Here is a 21,982-nt window from a genome sequence, read left to right as displayed (position 1 = left end):
GTATGTTAAAAGAAGGTCAAGAACTGAGAATCGAAGTGGAAGGGCGTGCAGAGGGGAAAACGAAAATTGCAGCCATAACCGATCAAGTCGTATGGATTGAGTCGCCGAGTGACATGATGACGCTCAAAACATTTTTTTTACATGAAGAGGAGGCCATGCGGGTCTTTTTCTTCCAAGGAGACAATCAGCTGTTCGCATTCGACACGAAAGTCGTGAAGCGAATCAGCGATGCCCAAATGACATTACGCTATGCGTTCAATTTGCCAGATGAGAAAAAAATCAAACGGATTCAGCGTCGTGAATATTTACGTGTTCCAGAAATGATTGACGTGACCGTTCTTGCAACCGATGAGGAAAGTTTCGAATCGTTCGAAACAACATCTCTTGACATATCTGCTGGGGGGATGAAAATCATCGCCAACCGCGCTCCAATCGAAGTAGATGAGTCCCTGATTGTCGTGTTTCGAATTGAGGATGAGCATGGCTCGCCCCAGAACTTCCGTCTTAAGAGCCGTCTTGTGCGCATACATAAACAGGAAGTGAAAGAAGAACTGTCTCTGGCATTTGAAGATTTGACCCCTCGTGACCAAGAGACGATTTTACGATACTGCTTCCGTGTTCAGCTTGAAGCGCGAAAGCGGACAGGGTCTGTATTTTCTTCAAGATAAAAAACTGTTATGATGTTCTCGGGATTATTGACCGAGAGGAGGAGGGTATCGGGAACACTCGATACCCGTTTTGTATGAAAAAATCATTACAAATTGCTTTAGACGGACCGGCGGGTGCTGGGAAAAGTACGATTGCCAAGTCGCTTGCGAAACAATTAGGGTATGTGTACATCGATACAGGTGCAATCTATCGGGCGGTAACGTATCGCGCCTTGAACGAAGGGATTGCGCTCGAAGATGGACCAGCACTTGCTCAGATGATCGAGGACATGTCATTACGACTCGTCCCATCGGAAGAGGGACAACGCGTATTTGACGGTGAGGAAGAAGTGACGTCTGTCATTCGCTCGAGTGAAGTGACGAATAACGTCAGTTTCGTCGCACGTCAACCTGAAGTGCGTGATGCCTTGATGGATCTTCAACGTGATTTGGCTAAAGAAGGCGGTGTCGTCATGGACGGCCGCGATATCGGAACACATGTCTTGCCGAATGCCGATTTAAAAGTGTTTATGACCGCTTCGGTCGAAGAACGTGCCCGTCGTCGCCATGAAGAAAATATCTCGAAAGGCATCCCGAGCGACTATGAACAACTGATCGAAGAGATTGCGCTTCGTGACAAACGCGATTCTGAGCGTGAAGTGGCACCTCTCCGTCAAGCTGAAGATGCCCATTTCCTCGATACGACGACGTTGTCCATTGACGGAGTGGTTCAAGCAATTGAACGATTAATTGAAGAGGTGAAAGCATGAGCAAGCCATTAAACAATGGACCGTTCGGCATGTATCGATTGGCGAGAGGCGTCGTGAACGTCATTCAACGCTTCTCGTTTCAGGTCGAATTCATCGGTCGGGAGAATGTTCCGATGGACGGGTCGATCCTTGTCTGTTCGAACCATCAGTCAAATTGGGACCCGGTGCTTCTCGCATGTGCGATTCCAAAGCAGCGTCCGCTCCGATTTTTTGCGAAGAAAGAACTTTTTAGTGTCCCGGTACTGAAGCATATTTTGAAGCGTGCAGGTCAGATTCCAGTATCTCGTGGGGAAGGTGACCGACAAGCGCTTCGTGTCGTGCTTCAAAAGTTGAAAGAGGATGAAGTCATCTCTATCTTTCCGGAAGGAACGCGTTCAAAAGACGGTACGCTTGGAAAGGCGCAAGCCGGTGTCGGTTTTTTTGCGATGCGTTCGGATGCACATATTTTACCGATTGCCATCATTGGCAAGTATAAGTTTCGCGCAAAACTCCGTGTCGTTATCGGGAAGCCGATCGACTTGTCAGAATTGAAAGCACGTAAGGCGAGTGCGCAAGAAGCGGCCGACTTGATCATGGATACGATTTCCGAACTCTACTTGAAGCACTCGTTCACGAAGTAAAAAACGGATTGTGGAATTGAGGTTTAAACTTCTTTCAATAGAGGTACAATCTTCATAACGCCTTGACAAATTCTCGGAATTATAAGAGATTTATACTAGGTGTAAGCGCCTTTGGCGCTCCTTTTTGTACTCATCGTGAGGGGGTAGTGTTGGAATGGTCGAAGAAATGAAAGATATGCCTGATTTTGAAATTAATCGTGGTCAAATTGTGACCGGAACAGTCGTCAAAATCGAGGATAAGCAAGCGCTGATCGATATCGGTTATAAAACCGAAGCGATTTTGCCAATTAGCGAAGTATCAAGCATGCATCTAGACGATTTAAACGAATCACTCCGAGTGAACGACGAGATTCGTGTCAAAGTGAAAAAGGTCACGGACGAAGAAGTAGTCGTTTCGAAAAAAGACGTCGATGCCGAAGCAGCATGGGATCGCATCGTTGAAAAATTCGAATCAGGTGAAGTGTTTGAAGTGATGGTGAAAGATAAGGTCAAAGGTGGTCTTGTCGTCGATATTGGAATCCGTGGATTTATCCCTGCATCCCTTGTCGAAAGTCACTTCGTCGAAGACTTCTCGTCATACTTGAATAACCCAATTACCGTAAAAGTCGTCGAGATTGACCGCGAAAAAAATCGCGTCATCTTGTCACATAAAGCAGTTGTCGAAGAAGAGATGAGCGCGAAGAAATCAGAAACGCTCGAATCGCTTGAAGTCGGACAAGTAATCGAAGGAACAGTCCAACGATTAACTGATTTTGGGGCGTTCGTCGATATCGGTGGCGTGGACGGTCTCGTTCACATCTCGGAAATGGCACATAGCCGCGTCGAGAAGCCGAGCGACGTCGTAACTGAAGGCGACCGCGTGAAAGTGAAAGTGCTCGGGCTCGACTTAGATAATGAAAAAGTGAAACTTTCCATTAAAGAGACACAACCTGGTCCGTGGGAAACCATCGAAGGGAAGATCCAGCCGGGAGATGTCATCGAAGGAACTGTCAAACGTCTCGTGACGTTCGGTGCGTTCGTCGAAGTCGCACCACAAGTGGAAGGTCTGCTTCACATCTCGCAAATTGCGAACCGTCACATCGCGACGCCGTCTGAAGTCTTGTCAGAAGGCCAAGAAGTGAAGGTGAAGGTGCTAGATGTTCATCTCGATGATAAGAAAATCTCATTGTCGATGCGTGCGCTCGAATCATCTGAACCGACTCGTCAAGATGATGATCAAGCGTTACTTGATGAATATAGCGACCAAGGAGGATTCTCTGTCTCGGAATTGACAGGTGATGATTCTTCGGACGACTCTAAATAAGATGATCGTTCAAGCGGGAGTCATGCTCCCGCTTCTTTTTGTATGGTCACTTAATTTTGCCTGTGATATGATAGGTAAGTTGCGTTTCGAAATGATGAAATGATGAAATTTTGATAGAAAGTTAGTGAGGTGTTGTTATGGGAATTCCAGTAGTGGCCATCGTTGGCCGTCCGAATATCGGAAAATCCACAATTTTTAACCGTATCATCGGTGATCGTGTCTCGATCGTCGACGATAAACCGGGTGTCACACGTGACCGTATTTACGGAACAGGAGAGTGGCTCAACCGTAAGTTCCATTTAATCGATACAGGTGGGATCGAAGTAGGGGACGAGCCGTTGCTCGTTCAAATGCGTCATCAGGCGGAACTCGCCATCGATGAAGCAGACGTCATCATCTTCATGGTGAATGGACGTGAAGGGATCACGGCGGCTGATGAAGAGGTTGCGAACTTGTTGTTCCGTTCGAATAAACCGATCGTTCTTGCCGTCAACAAAGTCGATAACTTTGAAATGCGAGATCTCATGTATGAGTTTTATTCCCTCGGATTCGGAGATCCGTTCCCGATTTCGGGTACGCACGGGTTAGGACTCGGTGACTTGTTAGACCAAGTATTTGAACTCGCTCCAGAAAAAGACGAGTACGAATACAACGAAGACGTGATTCAGTTCTCATTGATCGGTCGCCCGAACGTAGGGAAATCAAGCTTGACGAACTCAATCCTCGGTGAAGAGCGTGTCATCGTTTCAAACATTGCAGGTACGACTCGCGATGCGATTGATACACCGTTCACACGTGACGGACAAGAGTACGTCATCATCGATACGGCAGGTATGCGTAAACGCGGAAAAGTATATGAATCGACAGAGCGTTATAGTGTCATGCGCGCACAAAAGGCGATTGAACGCTCGAACGTGGTTCTCGTCGTCCTCGACGGGGAAGAAGGAATCATCGAGCAGGACAAGCGTGTCGCAGGTCTCGCGCATGAAGCCGGGAAGGCGATTGTCATCGTCGTCAATAAATGGGATGCCGTCGAAAAAGATGATAAGACGATGAAGAAGATGGAAGAGAAGATTCGTCAAGAATTCTTATTCCTCGACTATGCGCCGGTTGTCTTCTTATCAGCGCTCACGTCAAAACGCTTGCAGACATTGTTGCCTGTCATCAAACAAGTGGCAGAAACACATCGCCGTCGTATCTCGACGAGCGTATTGAACGATGTCATCGTCGATGCAGTCGCGATGAACCCGACACCGACGGATAAAGGACAACGATTGAAGATCAACTACGCAACTCAAGTGGCCATCGAGCCGCCGACGTTCGTCTTGTTTGTCAACGATCCTGAGTTGTTGCATTTTTCGTATAAACGTTATTTAGAGAATCAAATCCGTAAAGCATTTGACTTCACCGGGACACCGATTCACATCGTGGCTCGTCAGAAAAACTAATAACGGGGGTGCCACTTATGGCAAACGTAGCTGTCATCGGAGCGGGGAGCTGGGGAACGGCCATCTCGCTCGTGTTAGCGGATAATGGCCATGATGTCCTGCTCTATGGACGTGAACAAGAACATGTGGATGAAATCAATTCGTCACATACGAACTCGTTTTATTTGAAAGACGCGCCATTACCTGAATCAATTCGTGCGACGACGAACTTGAAAGAAGCGTTAGACGGTCGAAGTATCGTCTTTCTCGTCGTCCCGAGTTCGGCGATTCGTCCTGTCTCAAAGGAATTGAACACATTGTTGACGGAACCTGTCACCATCGTTCATGCCGCGAAGGGGATCGAACCAAAAACGCATAAGCGCCTTTCAGAAATCATCGCCGAAGAAATCGATCCTTCTAAGCGTCGGGCAATCGGTGTATTAACTGGACCGACTCATGCTGAAGAGGTTGCGGTCCGTAAACCGACGACCATCACAATCGCATGTGCCGACCTTGATGTCGCGGATGAAGTGCAGGAGCTCCTCACAAACGATCAGTTCCGCGTGTACTTGAATTCTGATGTCGTAGGAGCCGAGTACGGTGGAGCACTGAAAAATATCATCGCCCTAGCGGCGGGTATGACGGATGGGCTTGGTTATGGGGACAACGCGAAAGCTGCCCTCATGACTCGTGGGATTGTCGAAATTGCTCGACTTGGCGTGAAGCTTGGAGCGAACCCGGCCTCGTTCTCAGGATTGACAGGGATCGGAGACTTGATTGTGACGGCGACGTCACAACATAGCCGTAACTGGCGAGCTGGTAACGCCATCGGTCGTGGTGAAAAATTAGAAGACGTTCTCGGGAACATGGGAATGGTCGTCGAAGGCGTCCGTGCCTGTGAAGCAGCCCATTCCCTCGCCAAAGAAGCGGGTGTGGAGATGCCGATCACAGAGGCTCTCTATAACGTGTTGTTTGAAGGGAAGAGTCCTCATGATGAAGTGAAAAAATTGATGAGACGCCCGCAAAAACACGAGATGGAACAAGTTTTTCATTTTGAAGAATAGACAGATTGAGAGAGGAGCTGACGTTTTCGTTCAGTTCCTCGCTTTTTTTTGCTAAACTTGAAGTCTGGAGAACATAGAGAAAGTAGGGGGATAGACGTGACACCGTCACTCATCAAAATGTGGATATCATTCGCAGGGATCGGGGCTTTCGCCATCGCTGCATTAATGGTCGCACTCAGTCATACGAAACTGAGCGGTTGGTTCGCCACGCTCGTCAGACTGATTGCTTTCATCATTTTCTTATTTGGGACTGTAATCATGATTTTTGTCGTCGTCTCAGGACCGACTGGAGGATAAACGTGATGAAAAAAAAGATTGTCGCTATCAGTTTGGTTTTGACGACACTGTTAGCAGGGTGTATGTTTCCTGAATCAGAGCGGGCCAACAATATCCCGTACGAAGATCAATTGAATACGGTACAAAGTGCGGTCGATGCCTATCGTGAGCAATCTGGGGTATTACCAATCAAAACGAAACCAGCAGAAACGCCTCTCATGGAGCGTTACCCAGTTGAATTCGCTCGTCTCGTACCTGGCTATTTAGCGGACCCACCGGCGAATAGTTTCGAAGGTGGCGGGTTGTTCCAATATATCCTCGTCGATGTCGAGACGGAACCGACCGTGAAGCTGATCGACTTGCGTGTGTCTGAGCGGTTGCAACAACTTCAAACGAACATCAACGCATTTCGGGCAAAAGAAGGCAAGTTCCCATTTGACGGATCATTAGGTAAGAATCAGTTCACGCTCGATTATGATAAAATCTTTGTCACAGAAGAGCCGTCCATTCCAAGTCCTTATTCGGATCGTGAACTTCCGATCTATGTGGATGGCACGGGACAACTGTTTGTAGACTATCGCGAAGATGTGAAGGAAGCGCTTCAAAAGACGGATGAGTCACCGGAAATTGGCGAAGATATTCGTTATTTGCTCTATAAAGATGCTCCATTCGCCCCAGCTTATTCGCAAGGATACACAATTGATGAACAAGGAGAAGTCGTTTTTTTAAACAACTGAACCTGTTTTGATAGTGAATGTCGCGAAATCATGCAAAAAATGTTGTCATATCAACGTTTGTACGATATGATTAATCCCGTAAACTCCCTGTGAGAGGAGGTGAATCGTGATGAACAAAACTGAATTGATCCAAGCTGTTACTGAGAAAGCCGATGTTTCTAAAAAAGAAGCAACGAAAATCGTAGAAGCTACGTTTGAATCAATCACTGAAGCACTCCAAAACGGTGAGAAAATTCAATTGATCGGTTTTGGTACTTTTGAAGTTCGTGAGCGTGCTGCCCGTAAAGGTCGTAACCCACGTACAAAAGAAGATATCGAAATTCCAGCGAGCAAAGTTCCTGCATTCAAAGCAGGTAAAGCGCTCAAAGATGCGGTCAAGTAATCTGCAATACATAAGTCGCCGAAAGGCGGCTTTTTTTGTTGGGTTTACGAGTTCGAATGACGTGAATGTGACAAAAATGTGCTATACTATGTCAGAATGACAATGAAGTGGACGAGGGGGGATAGCATGGAACAGTTGACAAATGAATTCGTTGTCACAGACCTTGCTCGTCAAATCGAAACACGTATGAATCATCCCTATTTGACGAAACACGAGGTTGTACCAGCCGTCGACATGTTATTGCTTCGTTGGATGGTCGAGATGATTGATTTGGAATCGATTGAGCATCGACAACTCGTGATGGCAACCTATTTCGCACATCAAGCGCTTGATTTACACGACCAAGTAAACAGTAGCCCGAACGGGTCTTTGGCACGCCAATTAAAAGTGCTCGCCGGGGACTTTGCATCGGCTCAGTTTTATAAAATCTTGACGGACTTTCCATCATCATACAGTGATCGATTCGGTCAGTCTGTACAGCGGGTCAATGCGGCGAAGTGCACCTTATTGCTTGAGAAGAACGTTTCAATGAACGTTTGGCTCGAAGCGAACATCGGATTGATTCAAACACTTTCCGAACTGATTGAACAACCTTATTTGACAACGAGCGGGAAACGAATGATTGAAATGAAAGCGACAGCGCTTAGACAAGACCAAAAGGAGCAACTTACGACGTTGCTCGCGCATGCGGTCGCTTAGAACGGAAAGGATGTTACGCGTTGCAACCGATAGAAAAAGAGCAAAAAGTATACGAAGTATTTCAGTCCATTTCTCCGAGCTACGATACGATGAACTCGATTATCAGCTTCCGACTTCATAAATGGTGGCGACGGACAACGATGAAAAAAATGAACGTCTTTCCGGGGGCTAAATGTTTAGACGTTTGTTGCGGGACTGCTGACTGGACGATTCAATTAGCGGATGCTGCCGGAAACACGGGAGTTGTGAAAGGACTCGATTTTTCAGAGAACATGCTAAAAGTGGGAGAGGAAAAGGTCAAATCTTGGCCGAACATCGAATTGCTTCATGGAAATGCGATGGCTCTTCCGTTTGGTGACAACTCCTTTGACTATGTCACAATCGGATTTGGACTCCGAAACGTTCCGGACTATATGACGGTCTTGCGTGAAATGCACCGTGTCTTGAAACCAGGTGGAACGGTTGTTTGTCTCGAGACGAGCCAACCGACAGCACCGCTTTTTAAAGAGTTGTACCGTTTTTACTTTGGAACGGTCATGCCGCTTTTTGGAAAGGTCTTTGCCGGTTCATACGATCAGTATAAGTGGTTGCAGGAGTCAACCGATCAGTTCCCAGATCGTTTGACTCTCAAGCGGATGTTCGAAGATGCCGGGTTTGAACAAGTCGAAGTGAAGACATTCTCCGGAGGTGCATGTGCCATGCATCTAGGAAAGAAGTGGTGAACCATGTCTTTGAAGCGACTTTATCGTCATATGAACCGAGAGATTGATCAAATCGATCAATTCTTATCTACTCGAGTCAGGACGGACCACCCTGTCATTGAATCGGCATCGCGCCAATTACTCGATGCCGGTGGCAAGCGCATCCGACCCGCCTTCGTCTTACTGAGCGCCGGGTTTGGTGAGACGAAAGATATCCGTTTGACGAAAGTTGCCTCAAGTCTTGAGTTGATTCATATGGCATCACTCGTCCATGACGATGTCATCGATGACGCGATGCTCCGTCGTGGCAAACCAACCGTGATGGAACGATATGATGAAACAGTAGCGATGTATACAGGGAATACGTTATTCGGAGAAGCGATTCGTCTCGTATCCGAAATTGATTCACCAGAAGTGATGCGCATCATGGCAGATACGATGGAACGAATCTGTGTCGGTGAAATCAATCAAATCCAAGATCAATTTGAGTGGGGGCAATCACCGAAGCGCTATTTAGATCGGATTGCGCGAAAGACCGCTCTGTTGATTGAAACGAGTTGTGCGGCAGGAGCTGTCATCTCTGGAGCGTCTCCACAAATCGTGAGGCAATTAAGTCTGTTTGGATATGACATCGGTATGGCTTTTCAAATGACGGATGACTTGCTTGATTTTACCGCTAAGAGTTTTCAGCTCGGTAAGCCGGTCGGGGAAGATTTGAAGCACGGTCATAAAACGTTACCGCTCCTATATTCATCTGAGGATTCCGACTTTTATGAACGTCTCCGTCAAGTGAACGCCTCGACGGATACGGAAGTGACGAAATCTCTCGTCCGGGAAGTGCAACGAAACGGAACGTTAGAACGCAGTCAACGGACGATTGATCGCTACGTCAACCGTGCCATCCGCCGACTAGACGGGTTGCCGGATGTTCCAGACAAGCGGTCGTTAATTGAAATTGCGCAATATATTGGGAAACGCAAATGGTAAATGCCCCATGTAACCCCTTTCAAAAATGTGTTGGACCGTGTACACTAAATACGTACAACGTACACATTTATAGACTTAGGGGGATTTGGGGAATGGAAAAGACATTTTTAATGGTTAAACCTGATGGGGTAAAACGTGGATTGATTGGGGAAATCATCTCACGCTTCGAAAACAAAGGATATACGTTGAACCGTCTCGAAATGGTGACACCGTCAGTTGAGGTCGCAGAGGCACACTACGCAGAGCATAAAGAAAAGCCGTTCTTTGGTGAATTGGTCGAGTTTTTGACTTCTGGTCCTGTCGTTGCGATGGAATGGGAAGGGGAAGACATCGTGGCCGTCTCTCGTTTAATGATCGGGAAGACGAAACCGGTGGATGCTCAACCAGGAACCATTCGCGGTGATTTTGCATCGACGATGTCACAAAATGTGATTCATGGTTCTGATAGTGTGGATAGCGCGGAACGTGAACTCTCACTTTGGTTCGCTGAAGTGGTTTCACACGTTTCATGACTTTTCGAGGGACGGGGAAACCTGTCCCTTTTTGATTCCCTTTGAATCGCCTGAGGTCACAAGAATGCGGAAATGAGAAAGAATTGAGGTTGAAATTGGTGATGAATGATTATGCCATCTTTGTAAAAAAGTTTTATATCAAGTCGGGTATTGACTTGAACTTATATAAAGAGGCGCAGATGAAGCGCCGTATGGTCGCACTACGCGAAAAGAAGGGGTATGCATCGTTTTTAGAGTATTTGAAGGCGATGGATACAGATCGTCAACTTTATGAAGAGTTTCTCGACCGGATGACAATCAATGTGAGTGAATTTTATCGCAACCCGATTCGTTGGCAACAGCTTGAAGAGGATATCCTCCCGCATCTGATTCGCTCGAGTCAAGGGAAGCTTCGCGTATGGAGTGCTGCCTGTTCAACCGGAGAAGAGCCATACTCACTTGCCATGTTGTTGTCGAAACATCTTGCCCCATCTCAATTTTCAATTATGGCTACGGACTTAGATGATGTCGTCATCGAAAAAGCGAAGCAAGGAAAGTACCATGAACGGGCGCTCATCGATTTGCCTGAGGAGTTTCAGAAGCGCTACTTTACCCGTCGTGGCGACGACTATTATATTTCAGATGAAATCAAGCAGCTGGTGACGTTTAAAAAGCATAACTTGTTAGCGGATGTGTACGAACGCAATTTTGATTTGATCGTCTGTCGAAATGTCTTGATTTACTTCACTGAAGAGGCGAAAGAGAAGGTATATACGTCGTTCCAACGGGCGTTACGTCCAGGTGGGATGCTATTTGTCGGTGGGACGGAACAAATTTTCCAACCGAAACGTTACGGCTATGCAATGAAGCAAAGTTTCTTTTATGAAAAAATGGATGGATGAGGTGAACGGATGCGTTATTTGACAGCTGGTGAATCACATGGTCCCGGTCTGACGGTCATCATTGAAGGGGCCCCGGCCGGACTCTCTATAGATATTTCTCAAATCAATGCAGAGTTAAAAAAACGTCAATCGGGTTACGGTAGAGGGCGCCGCATGCAAATCGAGTCCGACCAGGTAGAAGTTCGCTCGGGCATACGGCATGGCGTGACCACAGGTGCACCCATCACATTTTGGATTGAGAATAAAGACCATACGCATTGGAAACACGTCATGCAGGCTGAACCGATTGAGAGCGATATCGAAGTGAAACGCCGCGTCTCTCGACCGAGACCTGGACATGCTGACCTGGTCGGTGGGATGAAATACGACCATCGAGACTTACGTGACGTATTGGAGCGCTCAAGCGCACGAGAAACAGCGGCTCGTGTAGCGGTCGGGGCTTTCTGTAAGCAACTCCTTCAACAAATCGGGGTATCCCTCTTTAGTTATGTCAAAGTGATTGGTGGGGAACGGGCGGAGTCGTGCACATTTGATTCGCTTCAAGAAGCACAAGCGGTCGTTGATGCCTCACCGGTACGTACGTTAGATGAAGAGGCCGCGTTGCGGATGATGCGTCGAATCGATGAGGCCAAGGCAAATGGAGACTCGATTGGTGGAATCGTGTGTACAGAAGTACATGGTGTTGTACCGGGACTTGGCTCGTATGTGCAGTACGACCGTAAACTGGATGCGAAAATCGCACAAGCGGTCATGAGTGTCAACGCATTTAAAGGTGTTGAATTCGGTGAAGGGTTTGAAATGGCGTATCGTCCGGGTTCTGAAGTGATGGACCCGATCGCATACGGGGATGATGGGTATACGCGACTCAGTAACCATCTCGGTGGATTTGAGGGGGGCATGACTACGGGGATGCCAATCCTTTGTTCAGCCGTCATGAAACCCATTCCTACGCTCTATAAACCCTTACAATCGGTCGATATCGATACGAAAGAGGCGTTTTTAGCTCAAATCGAGCGGAGTGACTCGTGCGCTGTGCCTGCCGCTTCCCTCGTCGTTGAGGCAGTCATCGCATTTGAAGTCGCGAAGGAAGTTTGTGAGACGTTCGGGCACGACACGATGGAACGAATCAAACATCGGGTCGATGAGTATCGGGAGGAGTTGCGAGTATGGTAACGATTTCAATCTCAGCATCGACCCCATACGAAGTCGTCTTGGACAAACAGGATCGTTGGATCGATTCAGTTGATTGGTCCAGTTATTCGATGCTATGGGTCGTTACGGATAAACATGTCGAGTCTCTTTACGGAGAGTCGTTCCGTTCTACGTTGAATCTGACCCATTCCCACGTCGTTTCGTCCGTCGTCGAAGCAGGTGATGCGTCGAAATCGCTATCTCAGCTCGAGCAGCTTGTCGCAGAAGGGTTGCGCCACGGATGTGACCGCCAAACACTGATTGTCGCCTTTGGCGGTGGAATGATCGGCGACTTGGCTGGTTTTCTAGCAAGTGTCTACATGCGAGGCGTTCCATACATACAAGTGCCAACGACGATTTTGGCTCACGATTCGGCTGTCGGAGGCAAAGTGGCAGTCAATCACCCCTTTGCGAAAAATGCAATCGGTTCATTCTATCAACCGTCAGGCGTCTATTACAACGTCAGTCGACTGAATACCTTGCCCGTCCAGGAAGTGCGAAGCGGTCTCGGTGAGTTATTGAAACATGCGTACTTATCACGTTACGTCCTCGAATCTTCTTTCGAGGACGACTTGTTTTTAGACTTGAACGAGAACGAACCGTTGGATTGGGTGTCGTGGCTTGCCCGTGGGATTCGAGTGAAACAAACCATTGTCGAGACGGACGAGCGAGAACAAGGCATTCGTGCTTGGCTTAACTTCGGGCATACGTTCGGTCATGCCCTTGAATCGGTGGAAGCCTATCGTATCCCACATGGGGAAGCGGTTTTACATGGGATGGTGTTCGCTTTCCTCGTGTCAGGAGATGAAGTTCGAGCGAAGCGATTGTTCAATTGGATGCGTTCGAACGACGTCACGCCAATCGATTGGCAACCATTCGACCACTACGTGGAAAAAATGATGCTGGATAAAAAGAACCGACATGGTGTAATTCGTTTTGTGTTACTTCGTGAAACGATCACTGTGGAGTCGGTACAGCTCGAACATCTTCGACATACGTTTGAACAGATGAAAGGATGGTGGGAACGATGAGTTTAAACGGTTCTATCCGTGTACCGAGTGATAAATCCATCACACATCGGGCACTGTTATTCGGGATGATGGCGAACGGGACGACGCACGTGCGGAATCCACTCCTAGGTGCCGATTGTCGTTCGACGCTCGAGGTGATTCGATCACTTGGAGCCGACGTGACAGAACTGCAAGACGAACTAGTCATTAAGGGGACTGCGTCTCCGCGCTCGGCACGTCTAGACTGTGGGAATTCAGGTACGACGATGCGCCTACTGATCGGTCTCTTGTCCAGCTATAATGGGTCGTTTGAACTCGTAGGCGATGAATCGTTATCCCGGCGTCCGATGCGACGCGTTACTGAGCCTTTACGAAACATGGGCGCACACGTGACAGGGGATATGGCACCCCTCGTCATCGAAGGAACGACGCTTCGATCCATTGACTATACGTTACCGGTCGCAAGCGCCCAAGTGAAGTCGGCCGTCCTGCTCGCGGGCTTACATGCCTCGGGTACAACGATTGTTCGAGAACCGATGTTGTCACGTGACCATACCGAGCGCATGTTGCCCCTATTCGGTGCGAAGCTATCGATTGTAAACGAGGAAGGGTTACGCGTCATCCGTGTCGAACCTTCGTCATTGACAGGATGTACGGTCGACGTACCGGCAGACCCGTCATCGGCTGCGTTTTTCTGGGCAGGGGCGGCCATGGTGGCAGACAGTTCAGTTATGACGAAGGACGTCTGTTTGAATGAGACACGGATTGGATTTTTACGTACGCTCGAACGGATGGGTGCGAATGTCGTCATTTCGAACGAACGATTGGTCGGTGAAGAACGAGTCGGAGACGTCACGGTCACGACGAGTGAGCTAACCGGCACAGTCGTCGAAAAGGATTTCATTCCTTCACAGATTGATGAATTACCACTGTTCGCACTCGTCGCCTCTCAAGCGAATTCACCGTCCATCGTGAAAGACGCAGCGGAACTGCGCGTGAAAGAAACTGACCGGATTGACGTGGTCGTCTCGGAACTACGGAAGTTAGGTGTGGACATCGTCGGCACTGAGGACGGATTCATCGTCAATCCGAGTCGCCTTCATGGAGGAGATGTCTCGACTTACGGAGACCATCGCTTGTCCATGATGTTACAGATTGCGTCACTCATGACCGATGAAGCCGTTCACATCGAGGGGATCGAGGCATCCGATGTCAGTTATCCTCGATTCCGTGAAGATTTACAACGGGTTCAACGTAAGATAGAATAACGACAAACCGAAGCCCAGGAGGACGAACCATGCTAGATGAATCAGCTTTAACACATATAATCGAGATGCTTGAGTCAGGTGAGACGGAACATGCACTCATGCATCTAGAAGAACTTGAGAAGGAAGGGTCGGATGATGACCGTTTAGCCATCGCCGACCTCTATTTAGAGTTAGGTCTTGCCGACCGGGCGACAGCCGTTCTCTCAAAACTATACGTCGACTATGAGGGAGACCCGAATGTCGCCCTATCGCTGGCGGAAGCGTACTTGGATAGTGACCGTGAAGAGGAAGCGATTGCCGTGCTTGAAAAAATCAAATCGGATGACGCAGATACGCAAGTGAGGAGCCTCGTCCTCCTCGCTGACCTGTATCAATCGCAAGGATTGGATGAAGTGGCAGTGAAGAAACTGATGGAGGCGCTCGAGAAAAATCCGGATGAACCTTTACTCATCTATGGATTGGCTGAATTGTATGCCTCTACCGGTTCATTTGAACAAGCCATTCCACTCTATGCGCGACTTCCGAAGATGAAGTTGCCGGTTGAAATCGACTATCAAGCGGATTACGCGGAGGCCCTCACGATGGTCGGATCGTTTGAAGAGGCGCTCGAAGAATATGAGCGGGCCACACATCGCGATTTGAACACTGTCTTCGGTCATGCGATGACGGCTCATCGGATCGGACGTGAGGAAGTGGCGATCAAGCAGTTCAAAGAGCTTCAGGCGATGGACCCAGACTTCACGTCGCTCTACTTGCCCTATACCGAGGCACTCGATGCAATCGGGCAAACGGAAGAGGCTATTGAGATCGTCGATCAAGGTATCACGCGCGACGATTATAATGATGAACTACGCCACGTCAAAGCAAGACTGCTTCTCAAACTCGGAAATCGGGACGGTGCCATTAAAGAACTTCGTGAGGCGCTCGTGTTAAATCCAGAGTCGTTACAAGCGACCGAATTGCTCTTATCGATTTTATTTGAAGCAGGAGAATTCGATGATGTTCTCGAAACCATCGATGCACTCGAAGATCATGCGACGTCGCCGCTCATGACATGGTACAAGGCGAAGGCGAAATATGAGCTCGAAGCGTACGACGAAGCGGTCAGTCTATATGCCTCAATTGAACCGATGATGAAAGAGGACGTGTCATTTGTGACGGAATGGGCTACACTGTTGATAGAGGAAGGTCGTAGACAAGACGCGCGACGTGTGGTCGAGCAATCGCTTGCATTGGTGGTCGACCTCGATGATCGCCAAGCGCTCGAAGAACAGCTCGAACAATTGTCTGATGACGTAGAATGAATAAGGGAAGGGAATGAGGTCAGATGGTCGAGCGGAAACGTAATTTTTTGAAGCGATTCGTCGCTCATCATACGCTTCGGAAACGTGAAGCAAAGTGGATTCTTGACTATTGGTTAAGACATCCTGAAAAGCTTGGCAACGTTCATTTCGTGACAAACGCTTCGGTCTCACCAAGAAGTCTCGTGATGACAGCGTACGGGTTTGACGGTGAACCGTTTCGATACCGACGGGGAGACCTTGTGACCATGAATCCTGAGAAGGCTTATCATGACATCCGTCTACACGATGGGCCAATCTATGTAGAGTTAAATTTTCAAGGCATGATGATCGATGAGAACTGGGTCGACATCGTCGAACAGAATCCGTTTGAACCGGTGGCAGAAGTGAGAGATGAAGTCTCGTCTTCTGCTCAAACGGTCATTCAAGCATCGGTTGCTCAATTTGAAGAAGAACGATTGCTGATTGAAATCGATAAGGCGCTCGACCGACGAGACGAGAATTTATTCCGCAATCTGACGACTCAACTTCATCAAGTGCGAGCATCTAAATTATTTTGAAAAAAACAAGCGCTTCCGTTCCGGTAGGCGCTTGTTTTTTGGTATATTAATTACGTAGGAATACACAATTATTTCACAGTTCGTTCATAACTTTGAAAGGTGAGCGAAGTCATGTACGCTACAATAGACATGATGAGATATGAAGGAGAGGAGGGAAAAGATGAGGTTCGATAGTCAAGGGGCACTTCGCTCGATTGCCGAACGACAATACGTCGATACGCTCATCGTTCCGCTCGCAGAATTGGCGTTTGGTGAAGATATGGTTCGTAAAGCCGAAAGCTATGAAGTGATTCATGCCGTCACGGCTGAGACAGAACGTCAATTATCTGGTCGAACGATGCTCAGCCCGACCATCAGTTACACCGATGTGGAAGCTGGTGTGAAATTGGCGCAGGATGTGGTGGCGAAAGCAAATTCATCCGGATTTTCTCACGTATTGTTTATCGCGTCAGACGTCCGTTTCAAAGCATTTGATTTGCCGATTTTGTTCGTACCGCCGCTCGCGCTTGGATCGATGTCAAGCGATCAAGCGCACACGATGGTCCAGAATTTTGCGACACAAGTCATCACGGAACTTTCGAGCCGTTGGATGGCGACATGAAGCGGTTGACGTAGAGGTTTTATTGATATACTATTTTGTTGAGTGAGAAATTTTTGTGAAGAATGCATAAAGAATTATGGGGTTATGCACACGAATGAGGGGGGAACGAAATGGCTCAAAATGGGTCAAAAGTCACGCGCCGTCAGTTCTTAACGTACACACTGACTGGAGTAGGTGGCTTTATGGCGGCAACATTGATCAGTCCGATGGTCAACTTTGCGATCGATCCGGTTTTGAAAAAAACTGGTGCAGGCAACAAAGTAAAAGTAATGAGTCTTGATGACATCACGACTGAGCCGCAACGTGTCGACTTTAAGAAACAAACACAAGATGCTTGGTATGAATTTGAAGAAACGCTTTCAGCATGGGTTTACAAAACAGATAGTGGCGAGATCATCGCACTTTCTCCGATTTGTACACACCTTGGCTGTCAGGTAGCATTCGCTGGTGATCCGACTCGTCCACAAGAATTCTTCTGTCCGTGTCACTTGGGACGTTACGAAAAAGATGGAACGAACATTCCAGGTACACCGCCGACAGCACCACTTGCACGTTATGAAAAAGAAGAAAAAGACGGCTTCCTATATTTAGGTAGTCCAGTCGCTCAGTAATGAGAGGGGGAACTAGCCGATGTTACAAAAAATTTATGACTGGGTCGATGAACGCGTAGACATCACACCGCTCTGGCGCGATATCGCAGACCATGAAGTACCGGAACACGTCAACCCTGCTCATCACTTCTCTGCATTTGTCTATTGTTTTGGCGGTTTGACGTTCTTTACAATCGTCATCCAGATCCTTTCAGGGATGTTCTTGACGATGTATTACGTACCAGATATCATCAACGCGCACGCGTCGGTGTATTATTTGCAAAATGAGATCGCACACGGACAAATCGTTCGTGGGATGCACCACTGGGGCGCATCTGTAGCGATCGTCATGTTATTCTTACATACGCTCCGCGTGTTCTTCACGGGATCGTATAAGAAGCCACGTGAGCTCAACTGGGTCGTTGGTGTTCTCTTGTTCTTCGTCGTCTTGGCGCTCGGACTCACAGGATACTTGCTTCCATGGGACATGAAGGCATTGTTCGCAACGAAAGTTACGCTTCAAATCGCTGAAAGTGTACCGGTTATCGGTGGTATTGCGAAGACACTTCTCGCTGGTGGTGAGATTGTCGGGGCGAGCACACTCGCACGATTCTTCGCAATTCACGTCTTCTTCTTACCGGCGGCATTGTTCGGACTGTTGGGAGCCCACTTCTTGATGATTCGTAAACAAGGGGTTTCTGGACCGCTATAAGCCGATTCGAGGAGAAAAAGGAGGAGAAACGATATGCATCGCGGTAAAGGGATGAAATTTGTAACCGACTCTCGAGTAGGAATCTCGAATCGGAAACAAAACATTGCAAAAGACTATTCAGAATACCCAGGACGCACAGAGGCGTTCTGGCCGAACTTCTTGCTTAAAGAGTGGATGGTAGGATCGGTCTTCTTGATCGGATTCATCGCTTTGACTATTGTCGAAGCACCACCGCTTCAAAATATCGCCGATCCAACGAACACGTCATACATTCCGTTGCCGGACTGGTATTTCTTGTTCTTGTATCAATTACTCAAATATCAATTCGCTGCTGGGGACTGGATCTTACTTGGTACAGTCATTATTCCAGGCTTGGCGTTCACGGCACTTCTCGTTGCACCATGGCTTGACCAAGGTCTCGAGCGTCGACCGGCGAAACGTCCAGTCGCGATCAGTTTCATGTTACTTGGAATTCTCTCGGTCTTCTACTTGACTTGGGAATCTGTTCAAACGACACACTGGGATCAAGTTCATGCACAAGGTGAGCTTCAAATTCCGGGTGAAGGTCCTGAAATCGATACAGCGGCTCCAGGATATGAGATTTATTCAGCTCAATCTTGCGTCAACTGTCACGGTCAAAACCTAGAAGGTGGAGCAGCGGCTCCAGCACTCGTCGGCACACAGTATACGGCTGAAGAAATCGCGGAAATCGCGGTCAACGGTGTCGGTACGATGCCAGCTGGTCAGTGGGATGGTTCAGATGAAGATCTCCAAGCCATGTCTGAGTTCATCGCTTCATACGGTGAAGGCGGCGAAAATAACAAGTAAGTCATCAAGTGTAGCCTGAATATCGGGCTACACTTTTTTACTTCTGCACGACGCATACGATAAACTGAAGAAAACTGAAGAAAAAGGATTGAGACAATGAACCCCATGTTTTTAAAACCGTTCTTGATGCATCGGATTGTATTGACTATTCTATTGATCATCAACTTGGGAGGGACGATTTACGGGTATATCTGGTACGAGCCTCAATTACGTGACACACCGTACATCTATTGGCTGTTCGTACCGGATAGTCCGACAGCATCATTCTTCTTTACGATTGTCCTCGGACTTTGGTTAGCTAACAAGCGCTCCCCGTTGTTCGAGACGCTGGCCTTCATCACGTTGATTAAATACGGGGTCTGGGCCGTGATTATGAACATCATGTATTTGGGCACGTTATCACCGGATGCGCCGACCTTGACCATCTTGATGGCCGTCATGTTGATGGTCTCTCACGGTGCAATGGCCTTACAGGCGCTCATCTACGCGCCATTCATGAAATGGACGGTCACCTCGTTTGTATGTACGCTAATTTGGGTAATTCATAATGACGTCGTCGATTATGTACTCGGTCAATGGCCACGTTATCCGTCACTGGCAGAACACATCATGTGGATCGGCTACGGCTCCTTTTGGTTGACAGGATTATGTTTTTTTATGGGATATGCCTTCGTCCTACGTCCATCGCTTGAAAATAAGGTCATAAGAATGTAAAATCAAATTATCAAATACATGCAGAGGTGAAATAGAAAATGTCATTAGGTGGCTATATTTTCTATCTTGCACTGATCATGCTCATCCCCCTATGGGCCCAGATGCGAGTGAAAAGTACGTATAAGCAGTTTTTGAAACAACCGCTCCAAAGCGGTGTCACAGGTGCACAAGTCGCTGATTTCATCATGAAACAAAACGGTGTGCACAACGTGAGAATCGAAATGGTCGACGGACTCATGAGCGACCACTATGACCCGGTCAATAAAGTCGTTCGTTTGTCTCGCGAAGTGTATCAAGGGTCGACAATCTCGTCTGCCGCGATTGCTGCGCACGAGATCGGTCACGTCATTCAAGATGCGACAGACTATAAGATGATGCGCGTCCGCCACAGCCTTGTTCCGGTCGTCAACATCACGTCGAACTTGTCGTTCCCATTGTTACTCGGAGGATTCTTATTCGGGGCACTCGGGTTGGCTCAACTCGGTGTCATCATGATGCTCGGGGCGGTCGTGTTCCAGTTGATCACGTTACCGGTCGAGTTCGATGCATCGAAACGAGCGATGGCGCAATTGACGTCTCACGGAATCGTGACGGCGACAGAAGAGACAGGTGCACGTAAAGTGTTGAATGCCGCGGCTTGGACTTACGTTGCTGCAACGCTCGTTGCGGTTGCCGAACTTATTCGCTTGGCACTCATCGTCTTTATGCCGCGTGATGAATAGGATTGAATGGAATCCCGTCGGTAGGCGGGATTTTTTAATTTTTTGACGAAAGGAATTGTTGTCAATGAAACCGCAACTGACAGAGACAGGTCATCACCAATTGACAGATCGACTTGTGAGGCTAAAAAAAGAGCGAACGGATGCGCGTATACGGATACGGACGGCTCGAAAATTTTGTGATTTCCGTGAAGACGTCACCTATCGTGAAGCGGTACATGAATATGAACGGATCGAGGCGGATATTTTAGAACTGAATCACCTCCTTGATGACGCGATCATCGTTATATCGGAACGTTCGGAAGTCGTGACGTTCGGTAATCAGGTCGTGATTCGGGAACTACAACAAGTAGAGACCGAGCGCTATCGAATCGTGAGTGAGGCAGAAGCGGATATAGAACGAGGAAGCATATCCGTGACATCGCCACTCGGTCGTCGTTTGATGGGTGCGACAATTGGTCAAACAATTCAAATCGAAACGCCAGGAGGTACGATTCAAGTCGAGGTGCTCCACATCGAACCATAAAAAATCGCCCGTTCATCCCTGTGAACGAGGCGATTTTTTTGCTTATTTCAAAGGCATCCGATTTTCATCGAACGTAAACCCTTCGCCTCCGACTTCATACACGTGATGGAACGTGACGAACGCATGCGGGTCGATTTGTTTGACGATTGTCTTCAAACGGTTCACTTCGTTACGGCCGACGACGACATATAAGACCTCGAGTTCTCGGTTTGAATAACCACCTTTGGCGAGCAGTCGAGTCGTGCCTCGATTCATCGTCGCATGAATGCCATCCGCAATGGCAGTCCGATGGTCACTGATGATCATCGCCGCTTTACCAGCATATGTCCCTTCCTGCATCGAGTCGATGACGCGCGCCCCGATATAGACGGCGAGGAGCGTGTACATCGCCTCACGAATGTCGAGGTACGTCAAACTGAGGACGATGACAAAGAAGTCGAAGATGAGAAACGTCTTCCCGATCGACCATCCGAAATAGCGTTGTACGAGTCGTGCGATGATATCGACGCCGCCCGTCGTCCCGCCATTGTTGAAGATGATGCCAAGCCCGACCCCGATGAAGAGACCGGCGAAAAGACTTGCGAGCACCATGTCATCTGTCAAATCGATGACGAGCGTCGAGTACTTGGCGATGAGTGCATACCAAATTGAAAAAGAGAATGTCCCGATGAGCGTATAGATGAAGGTCGTGCGACCTAACAACTTGTAACTCATGAAAAAGAGTGGGATGTTTAATGCCAAGTTCGTGACAGAAGGTGATATATCAAACAGTCCGCGGAGAATCAATGTGATCCCGGTGAACCCACCCTCGGCCAAATTGTTTTGGACGTTGAAGTGATAAACGCCGAATGCAAAAATAAAAGAACCTATTAAGATAAAAATAATATTTCGAACACGAATCGGTAATTGTACCGTCATCAGGTTCACCTCCCCTTAGATAGAGTACTCGAAAAACA

27 protein-coding genes are annotated in these 21,982 nt (G+C 47.9%); 26 read left to right on the top strand and 1 reads right to left on the bottom strand.

What is annotated here, in order from left to right:
- The first annotated feature begins 2 nt into the window (after positions 1-2).
- The 26 genes from KNO79_RS07765 (at position 3) to KNO79_RS07640 (ending at position 21,026) form a co-directional block, all read left to right on the top strand.
- Positions 3-668, top strand: coding sequence for a flagellar brake protein (locus KNO79_RS07765; protein ID WP_074037195.1), 666 nt, complete (start codon positions 3-5; stop codon positions 666-668).
- A 74-nt stretch (positions 669-742) separates the two neighbouring features.
- Positions 743-1,417, top strand: a complete 675-nt coding sequence (cmk, locus tag KNO79_RS07760; RefSeq protein ID WP_074037194.1) for a (d)CMP kinase — start codon at positions 743-745, stop codon at positions 1,415-1,417.
- On the top strand, positions 1,414-2,037 hold the full coding sequence (locus KNO79_RS07755; RefSeq protein WP_159562123.1) for a lysophospholipid acyltransferase family protein: 624 nt from the start codon (positions 1,414-1,416) through the stop codon (positions 2,035-2,037). Before cmk ends, KNO79_RS07755 begins: the two co-directional genes overlap by 4 nt.
- 154 nt (positions 2,038-2,191) lie before the next feature.
- Complete coding sequence (rpsA, locus tag KNO79_RS07750; protein WP_214691037.1) at positions 2,192-3,340, top strand: 30S ribosomal protein S1; 1,149 nt, start codon at positions 2,192-2,194, stop codon at positions 3,338-3,340.
- 137 nt (positions 3,341-3,477) lie between these two features.
- On the top strand, positions 3,478-4,788 hold the full coding sequence (gene der, locus KNO79_RS07745; protein ID WP_015881461.1) for a ribosome biogenesis GTPase Der: 1,311 nt from the start codon (positions 3,478-3,480) through the stop codon (positions 4,786-4,788).
- Positions 4,789-4,805: 17 nt separating this feature from the next.
- The gene (locus KNO79_RS07740; RefSeq protein ID WP_196430566.1) at positions 4,806-5,831 is read left to right on the top strand and encodes an NAD(P)H-dependent glycerol-3-phosphate dehydrogenase; all 1,026 of its coding nucleotides are present in this window, start codon (positions 4,806-4,808) and stop codon (positions 5,829-5,831) included.
- 96 nt (positions 5,832-5,927) lie between these two features.
- The gene (locus KNO79_RS07735) at positions 5,928-6,128 is read left to right on the top strand and encodes a DUF2768 domain-containing protein (protein ID WP_015881463.1); all 201 of its coding nucleotides are present in this window, start codon (positions 5,928-5,930) and stop codon (positions 6,126-6,128) included.
- Positions 6,129-6,133: 5 nt separating this feature from the next.
- Entirely contained in the window at positions 6,134-6,844 is a 711-nt protein-coding gene (locus KNO79_RS07730) for a hypothetical protein (RefSeq protein ID WP_214691036.1), read from the top strand.
- Between the two features lie 109 nt (positions 6,845-6,953).
- Entirely contained in the window at positions 6,954-7,226 is a 273-nt protein-coding gene (locus KNO79_RS07725) for an HU family DNA-binding protein (protein ID WP_015881465.1), read from the top strand.
- A 126-nt stretch (positions 7,227-7,352) separates the two neighbouring features.
- Positions 7,353-7,925 (top strand): heptaprenyl diphosphate synthase component 1, encoded by a 573-nt coding sequence (locus tag KNO79_RS07720; RefSeq protein ID WP_214691035.1) that lies wholly within the window; start codon positions 7,353-7,355, stop codon positions 7,923-7,925.
- A gap of 20 nt (positions 7,926-7,945) precedes the next feature.
- On the top strand, positions 7,946-8,647 hold the full coding sequence (locus tag KNO79_RS07715) for a demethylmenaquinone methyltransferase (protein ID WP_015881467.1): 702 nt from the start codon (positions 7,946-7,948) through the stop codon (positions 8,645-8,647).
- A 3-nt stretch (positions 8,648-8,650) separates the two neighbouring features.
- The gene (locus KNO79_RS07710; protein WP_074037186.1) at positions 8,651-9,613 is read left to right on the top strand and encodes a polyprenyl synthetase family protein; all 963 of its coding nucleotides are present in this window, start codon (positions 8,651-8,653) and stop codon (positions 9,611-9,613) included.
- A 92-nt stretch (positions 9,614-9,705) separates the two neighbouring features.
- Positions 9,706-10,125, top strand: coding sequence for a nucleoside-diphosphate kinase (gene ndk, locus KNO79_RS07705; RefSeq protein ID WP_214691034.1), 420 nt, complete (start codon positions 9,706-9,708; stop codon positions 10,123-10,125).
- 101 nt (positions 10,126-10,226) lie between these two features.
- Positions 10,227-11,006 (top strand): CheR family methyltransferase, encoded by a 780-nt coding sequence (locus tag KNO79_RS07700; RefSeq protein WP_159562127.1) that lies wholly within the window; start codon positions 10,227-10,229, stop codon positions 11,004-11,006.
- Positions 11,007-11,015: 9 nt separating this feature from the next.
- Positions 11,016-12,179 carry a chorismate synthase gene (gene aroC / locus KNO79_RS07695; protein WP_074037184.1) on the top strand — a complete coding sequence of 388 codons (1,164 nt, stop codon included), beginning with the start codon at positions 11,016-11,018 and terminating at the stop codon, positions 12,177-12,179.
- Positions 12,173-13,228, top strand: a complete 1,056-nt coding sequence (locus KNO79_RS07690; RefSeq protein WP_214691033.1) for a 3-dehydroquinate synthase — start codon at positions 12,173-12,175, stop codon at positions 13,226-13,228. Before aroC ends, KNO79_RS07690 begins: the two co-directional genes overlap by 7 nt.
- Positions 13,225-14,475, top strand: a complete 1,251-nt coding sequence (aroA, locus tag KNO79_RS07685) for a 3-phosphoshikimate 1-carboxyvinyltransferase (RefSeq protein WP_214691032.1) — start codon at positions 13,225-13,227, stop codon at positions 14,473-14,475. Before KNO79_RS07690 ends, aroA begins: the two co-directional genes overlap by 4 nt.
- Positions 14,476-14,504: 29 nt before the next feature.
- Entirely contained in the window at positions 14,505-15,779 is a 1,275-nt protein-coding gene (locus KNO79_RS07680; RefSeq protein ID WP_159562131.1) for a tetratricopeptide repeat protein, read from the top strand.
- 23 nt (positions 15,780-15,802) lie between these two features.
- On the top strand, positions 15,803-16,336 hold the full coding sequence (locus KNO79_RS07675) for a ReoY family proteolytic degradation factor (protein ID WP_015881475.1): 534 nt from the start codon (positions 15,803-15,805) through the stop codon (positions 16,334-16,336).
- 160 nt (positions 16,337-16,496) lie between these two features.
- On the top strand, positions 16,497-16,937 hold the full coding sequence (locus tag KNO79_RS07670) for a DUF2487 family protein (RefSeq protein ID WP_214691031.1): 441 nt from the start codon (positions 16,497-16,499) through the stop codon (positions 16,935-16,937).
- A gap of 110 nt (positions 16,938-17,047) precedes the next feature.
- A complete protein-coding gene (locus KNO79_RS07665; RefSeq protein ID WP_214691030.1) occupies positions 17,048-17,548 on the top strand; it encodes a QcrA and Rieske domain-containing protein in 501 nt (166 codons plus the stop codon).
- Positions 17,549-17,567: 19 nt separating this feature from the next.
- A complete protein-coding gene (gene qcrB / locus KNO79_RS07660; protein WP_015881478.1) occupies positions 17,568-18,239 on the top strand; it encodes a menaquinol-cytochrome c reductase cytochrome b subunit in 672 nt (223 codons plus the stop codon).
- 33 nt (positions 18,240-18,272) lie between these two features.
- On the top strand, positions 18,273-19,067 hold the full coding sequence (locus KNO79_RS07655) for a menaquinol-cytochrome c reductase cytochrome b/c subunit (RefSeq protein ID WP_015881479.1): 795 nt from the start codon (positions 18,273-18,275) through the stop codon (positions 19,065-19,067).
- A gap of 96 nt (positions 19,068-19,163) precedes the next feature.
- Positions 19,164-19,781 (top strand): DUF1405 domain-containing protein, encoded by a 618-nt coding sequence (locus KNO79_RS07650; protein WP_214691029.1) that lies wholly within the window; start codon positions 19,164-19,166, stop codon positions 19,779-19,781.
- A gap of 38 nt (positions 19,782-19,819) precedes the next feature.
- Positions 19,820-20,503 carry a zinc metallopeptidase gene (locus KNO79_RS07645; RefSeq protein ID WP_074037177.1) on the top strand — a complete coding sequence of 228 codons (684 nt, stop codon included), beginning with the start codon at positions 19,820-19,822 and terminating at the stop codon, positions 20,501-20,503.
- Between the two features lie 64 nt (positions 20,504-20,567).
- On the top strand, positions 20,568-21,026 hold the full coding sequence (locus KNO79_RS07640; protein ID WP_214691028.1) for a GreA/GreB family elongation factor: 459 nt from the start codon (positions 20,568-20,570) through the stop codon (positions 21,024-21,026).
- Between the two features lie 42 nt (positions 21,027-21,068).
- On the opposite strand, the gene KNO79_RS07635 is transcribed toward KNO79_RS07640, so the two are convergent.
- Entirely contained in the window at positions 21,069-21,944 is an 876-nt protein-coding gene (locus KNO79_RS07635; protein WP_159562136.1) for a YitT family protein, read from the bottom strand.
- Between the last annotated feature and the right edge of the window lie 38 nt (positions 21,945-21,982).

Source organism: Exiguobacterium sp. s43, from assembly GCF_018617255.1.
In the GTDB taxonomy this organism is placed as follows: domain Bacteria; phylum Bacillota; class Bacilli; order Exiguobacteriales; family Exiguobacteriaceae; genus Exiguobacterium; species Exiguobacterium profundum.
This window is presented reverse-complemented; position numbering and strand designations above follow the sequence as displayed.

What these genes read in the sequence shown, in the direction of transcription:
- KNO79_RS07765 (WP_074037195.1), top strand. Translation starts at nt 3, where the DNA reads ATGTTAAAAGAAGGTCAAGAACTGAGAATCGAAGTGGAAGGGCGTGCA.
- cmk (WP_074037194.1), top strand. Translation starts at nt 743, where the DNA reads ATGAAAAAATCATTACAAATTGCTTTAGACGGACCGGCGGGTGCTGGG.
- KNO79_RS07755 (WP_159562123.1), top strand. Translation starts at nt 1,414, where the DNA reads ATGAGCAAGCCATTAAACAATGGACCGTTCGGCATGTATCGATTGGCG.
- rpsA (WP_214691037.1), top strand. Translation starts at nt 2,192, where the DNA reads ATGGTCGAAGAAATGAAAGATATGCCTGATTTTGAAATTAATCGTGGT.
- der (WP_015881461.1), top strand. Translation starts at nt 3,478, where the DNA reads ATGGGAATTCCAGTAGTGGCCATCGTTGGCCGTCCGAATATCGGAAAA.
- KNO79_RS07740 (WP_196430566.1), top strand. Translation starts at nt 4,806, where the DNA reads ATGGCAAACGTAGCTGTCATCGGAGCGGGGAGCTGGGGAACGGCCATC.
- KNO79_RS07730 (WP_214691036.1), top strand. Translation starts at nt 6,134, where the DNA reads ATGAAAAAAAAGATTGTCGCTATCAGTTTGGTTTTGACGACACTGTTA.
- KNO79_RS07725 (WP_015881465.1), top strand. Translation starts at nt 6,954, where the DNA reads ATGAACAAAACTGAATTGATCCAAGCTGTTACTGAGAAAGCCGATGTT.
- KNO79_RS07720 (WP_214691035.1), top strand. Translation starts at nt 7,353, where the DNA reads ATGGAACAGTTGACAAATGAATTCGTTGTCACAGACCTTGCTCGTCAA.
- KNO79_RS07710 (WP_074037186.1), top strand. Translation starts at nt 8,651, where the DNA reads ATGTCTTTGAAGCGACTTTATCGTCATATGAACCGAGAGATTGATCAA.
- ndk (WP_214691034.1), top strand. Translation starts at nt 9,706, where the DNA reads ATGGAAAAGACATTTTTAATGGTTAAACCTGATGGGGTAAAACGTGGA.
- KNO79_RS07700 (WP_159562127.1), top strand. Translation starts at nt 10,227, where the DNA reads ATGAATGATTATGCCATCTTTGTAAAAAAGTTTTATATCAAGTCGGGT.
- aroC (WP_074037184.1), top strand. Translation starts at nt 11,016, where the DNA reads ATGCGTTATTTGACAGCTGGTGAATCACATGGTCCCGGTCTGACGGTC.
- KNO79_RS07690 (WP_214691033.1), top strand. Translation starts at nt 12,173, where the DNA reads ATGGTAACGATTTCAATCTCAGCATCGACCCCATACGAAGTCGTCTTG.
- aroA (WP_214691032.1), top strand. Translation starts at nt 13,225, where the DNA reads ATGAGTTTAAACGGTTCTATCCGTGTACCGAGTGATAAATCCATCACA.
- KNO79_RS07680 (WP_159562131.1), top strand. Translation starts at nt 14,505, where the DNA reads ATGCTAGATGAATCAGCTTTAACACATATAATCGAGATGCTTGAGTCA.
- KNO79_RS07675 (WP_015881475.1), top strand. Translation starts at nt 15,803, where the DNA reads ATGGTCGAGCGGAAACGTAATTTTTTGAAGCGATTCGTCGCTCATCAT.
- KNO79_RS07670 (WP_214691031.1), top strand. Translation starts at nt 16,497, where the DNA reads ATGAGGTTCGATAGTCAAGGGGCACTTCGCTCGATTGCCGAACGACAA.
- KNO79_RS07665 (WP_214691030.1), top strand. Translation starts at nt 17,048, where the DNA reads ATGGCTCAAAATGGGTCAAAAGTCACGCGCCGTCAGTTCTTAACGTAC.
- qcrB (WP_015881478.1), top strand. Translation starts at nt 17,568, where the DNA reads ATGTTACAAAAAATTTATGACTGGGTCGATGAACGCGTAGACATCACA.
- KNO79_RS07655 (WP_015881479.1), top strand. Translation starts at nt 18,273, where the DNA reads ATGCATCGCGGTAAAGGGATGAAATTTGTAACCGACTCTCGAGTAGGA.
- KNO79_RS07650 (WP_214691029.1), top strand. Translation starts at nt 19,164, where the DNA reads ATGAACCCCATGTTTTTAAAACCGTTCTTGATGCATCGGATTGTATTG.
- KNO79_RS07645 (WP_074037177.1), top strand. Translation starts at nt 19,820, where the DNA reads ATGTCATTAGGTGGCTATATTTTCTATCTTGCACTGATCATGCTCATC.
- KNO79_RS07640 (WP_214691028.1), top strand. Translation starts at nt 20,568, where the DNA reads ATGAAACCGCAACTGACAGAGACAGGTCATCACCAATTGACAGATCGA.
- KNO79_RS07635 (WP_159562136.1), bottom strand. Translation starts at nt 21,944, where the DNA reads ATGACGGTACAATTACCGATTCGTGTTCGAAATATTATTTTTATCTTA.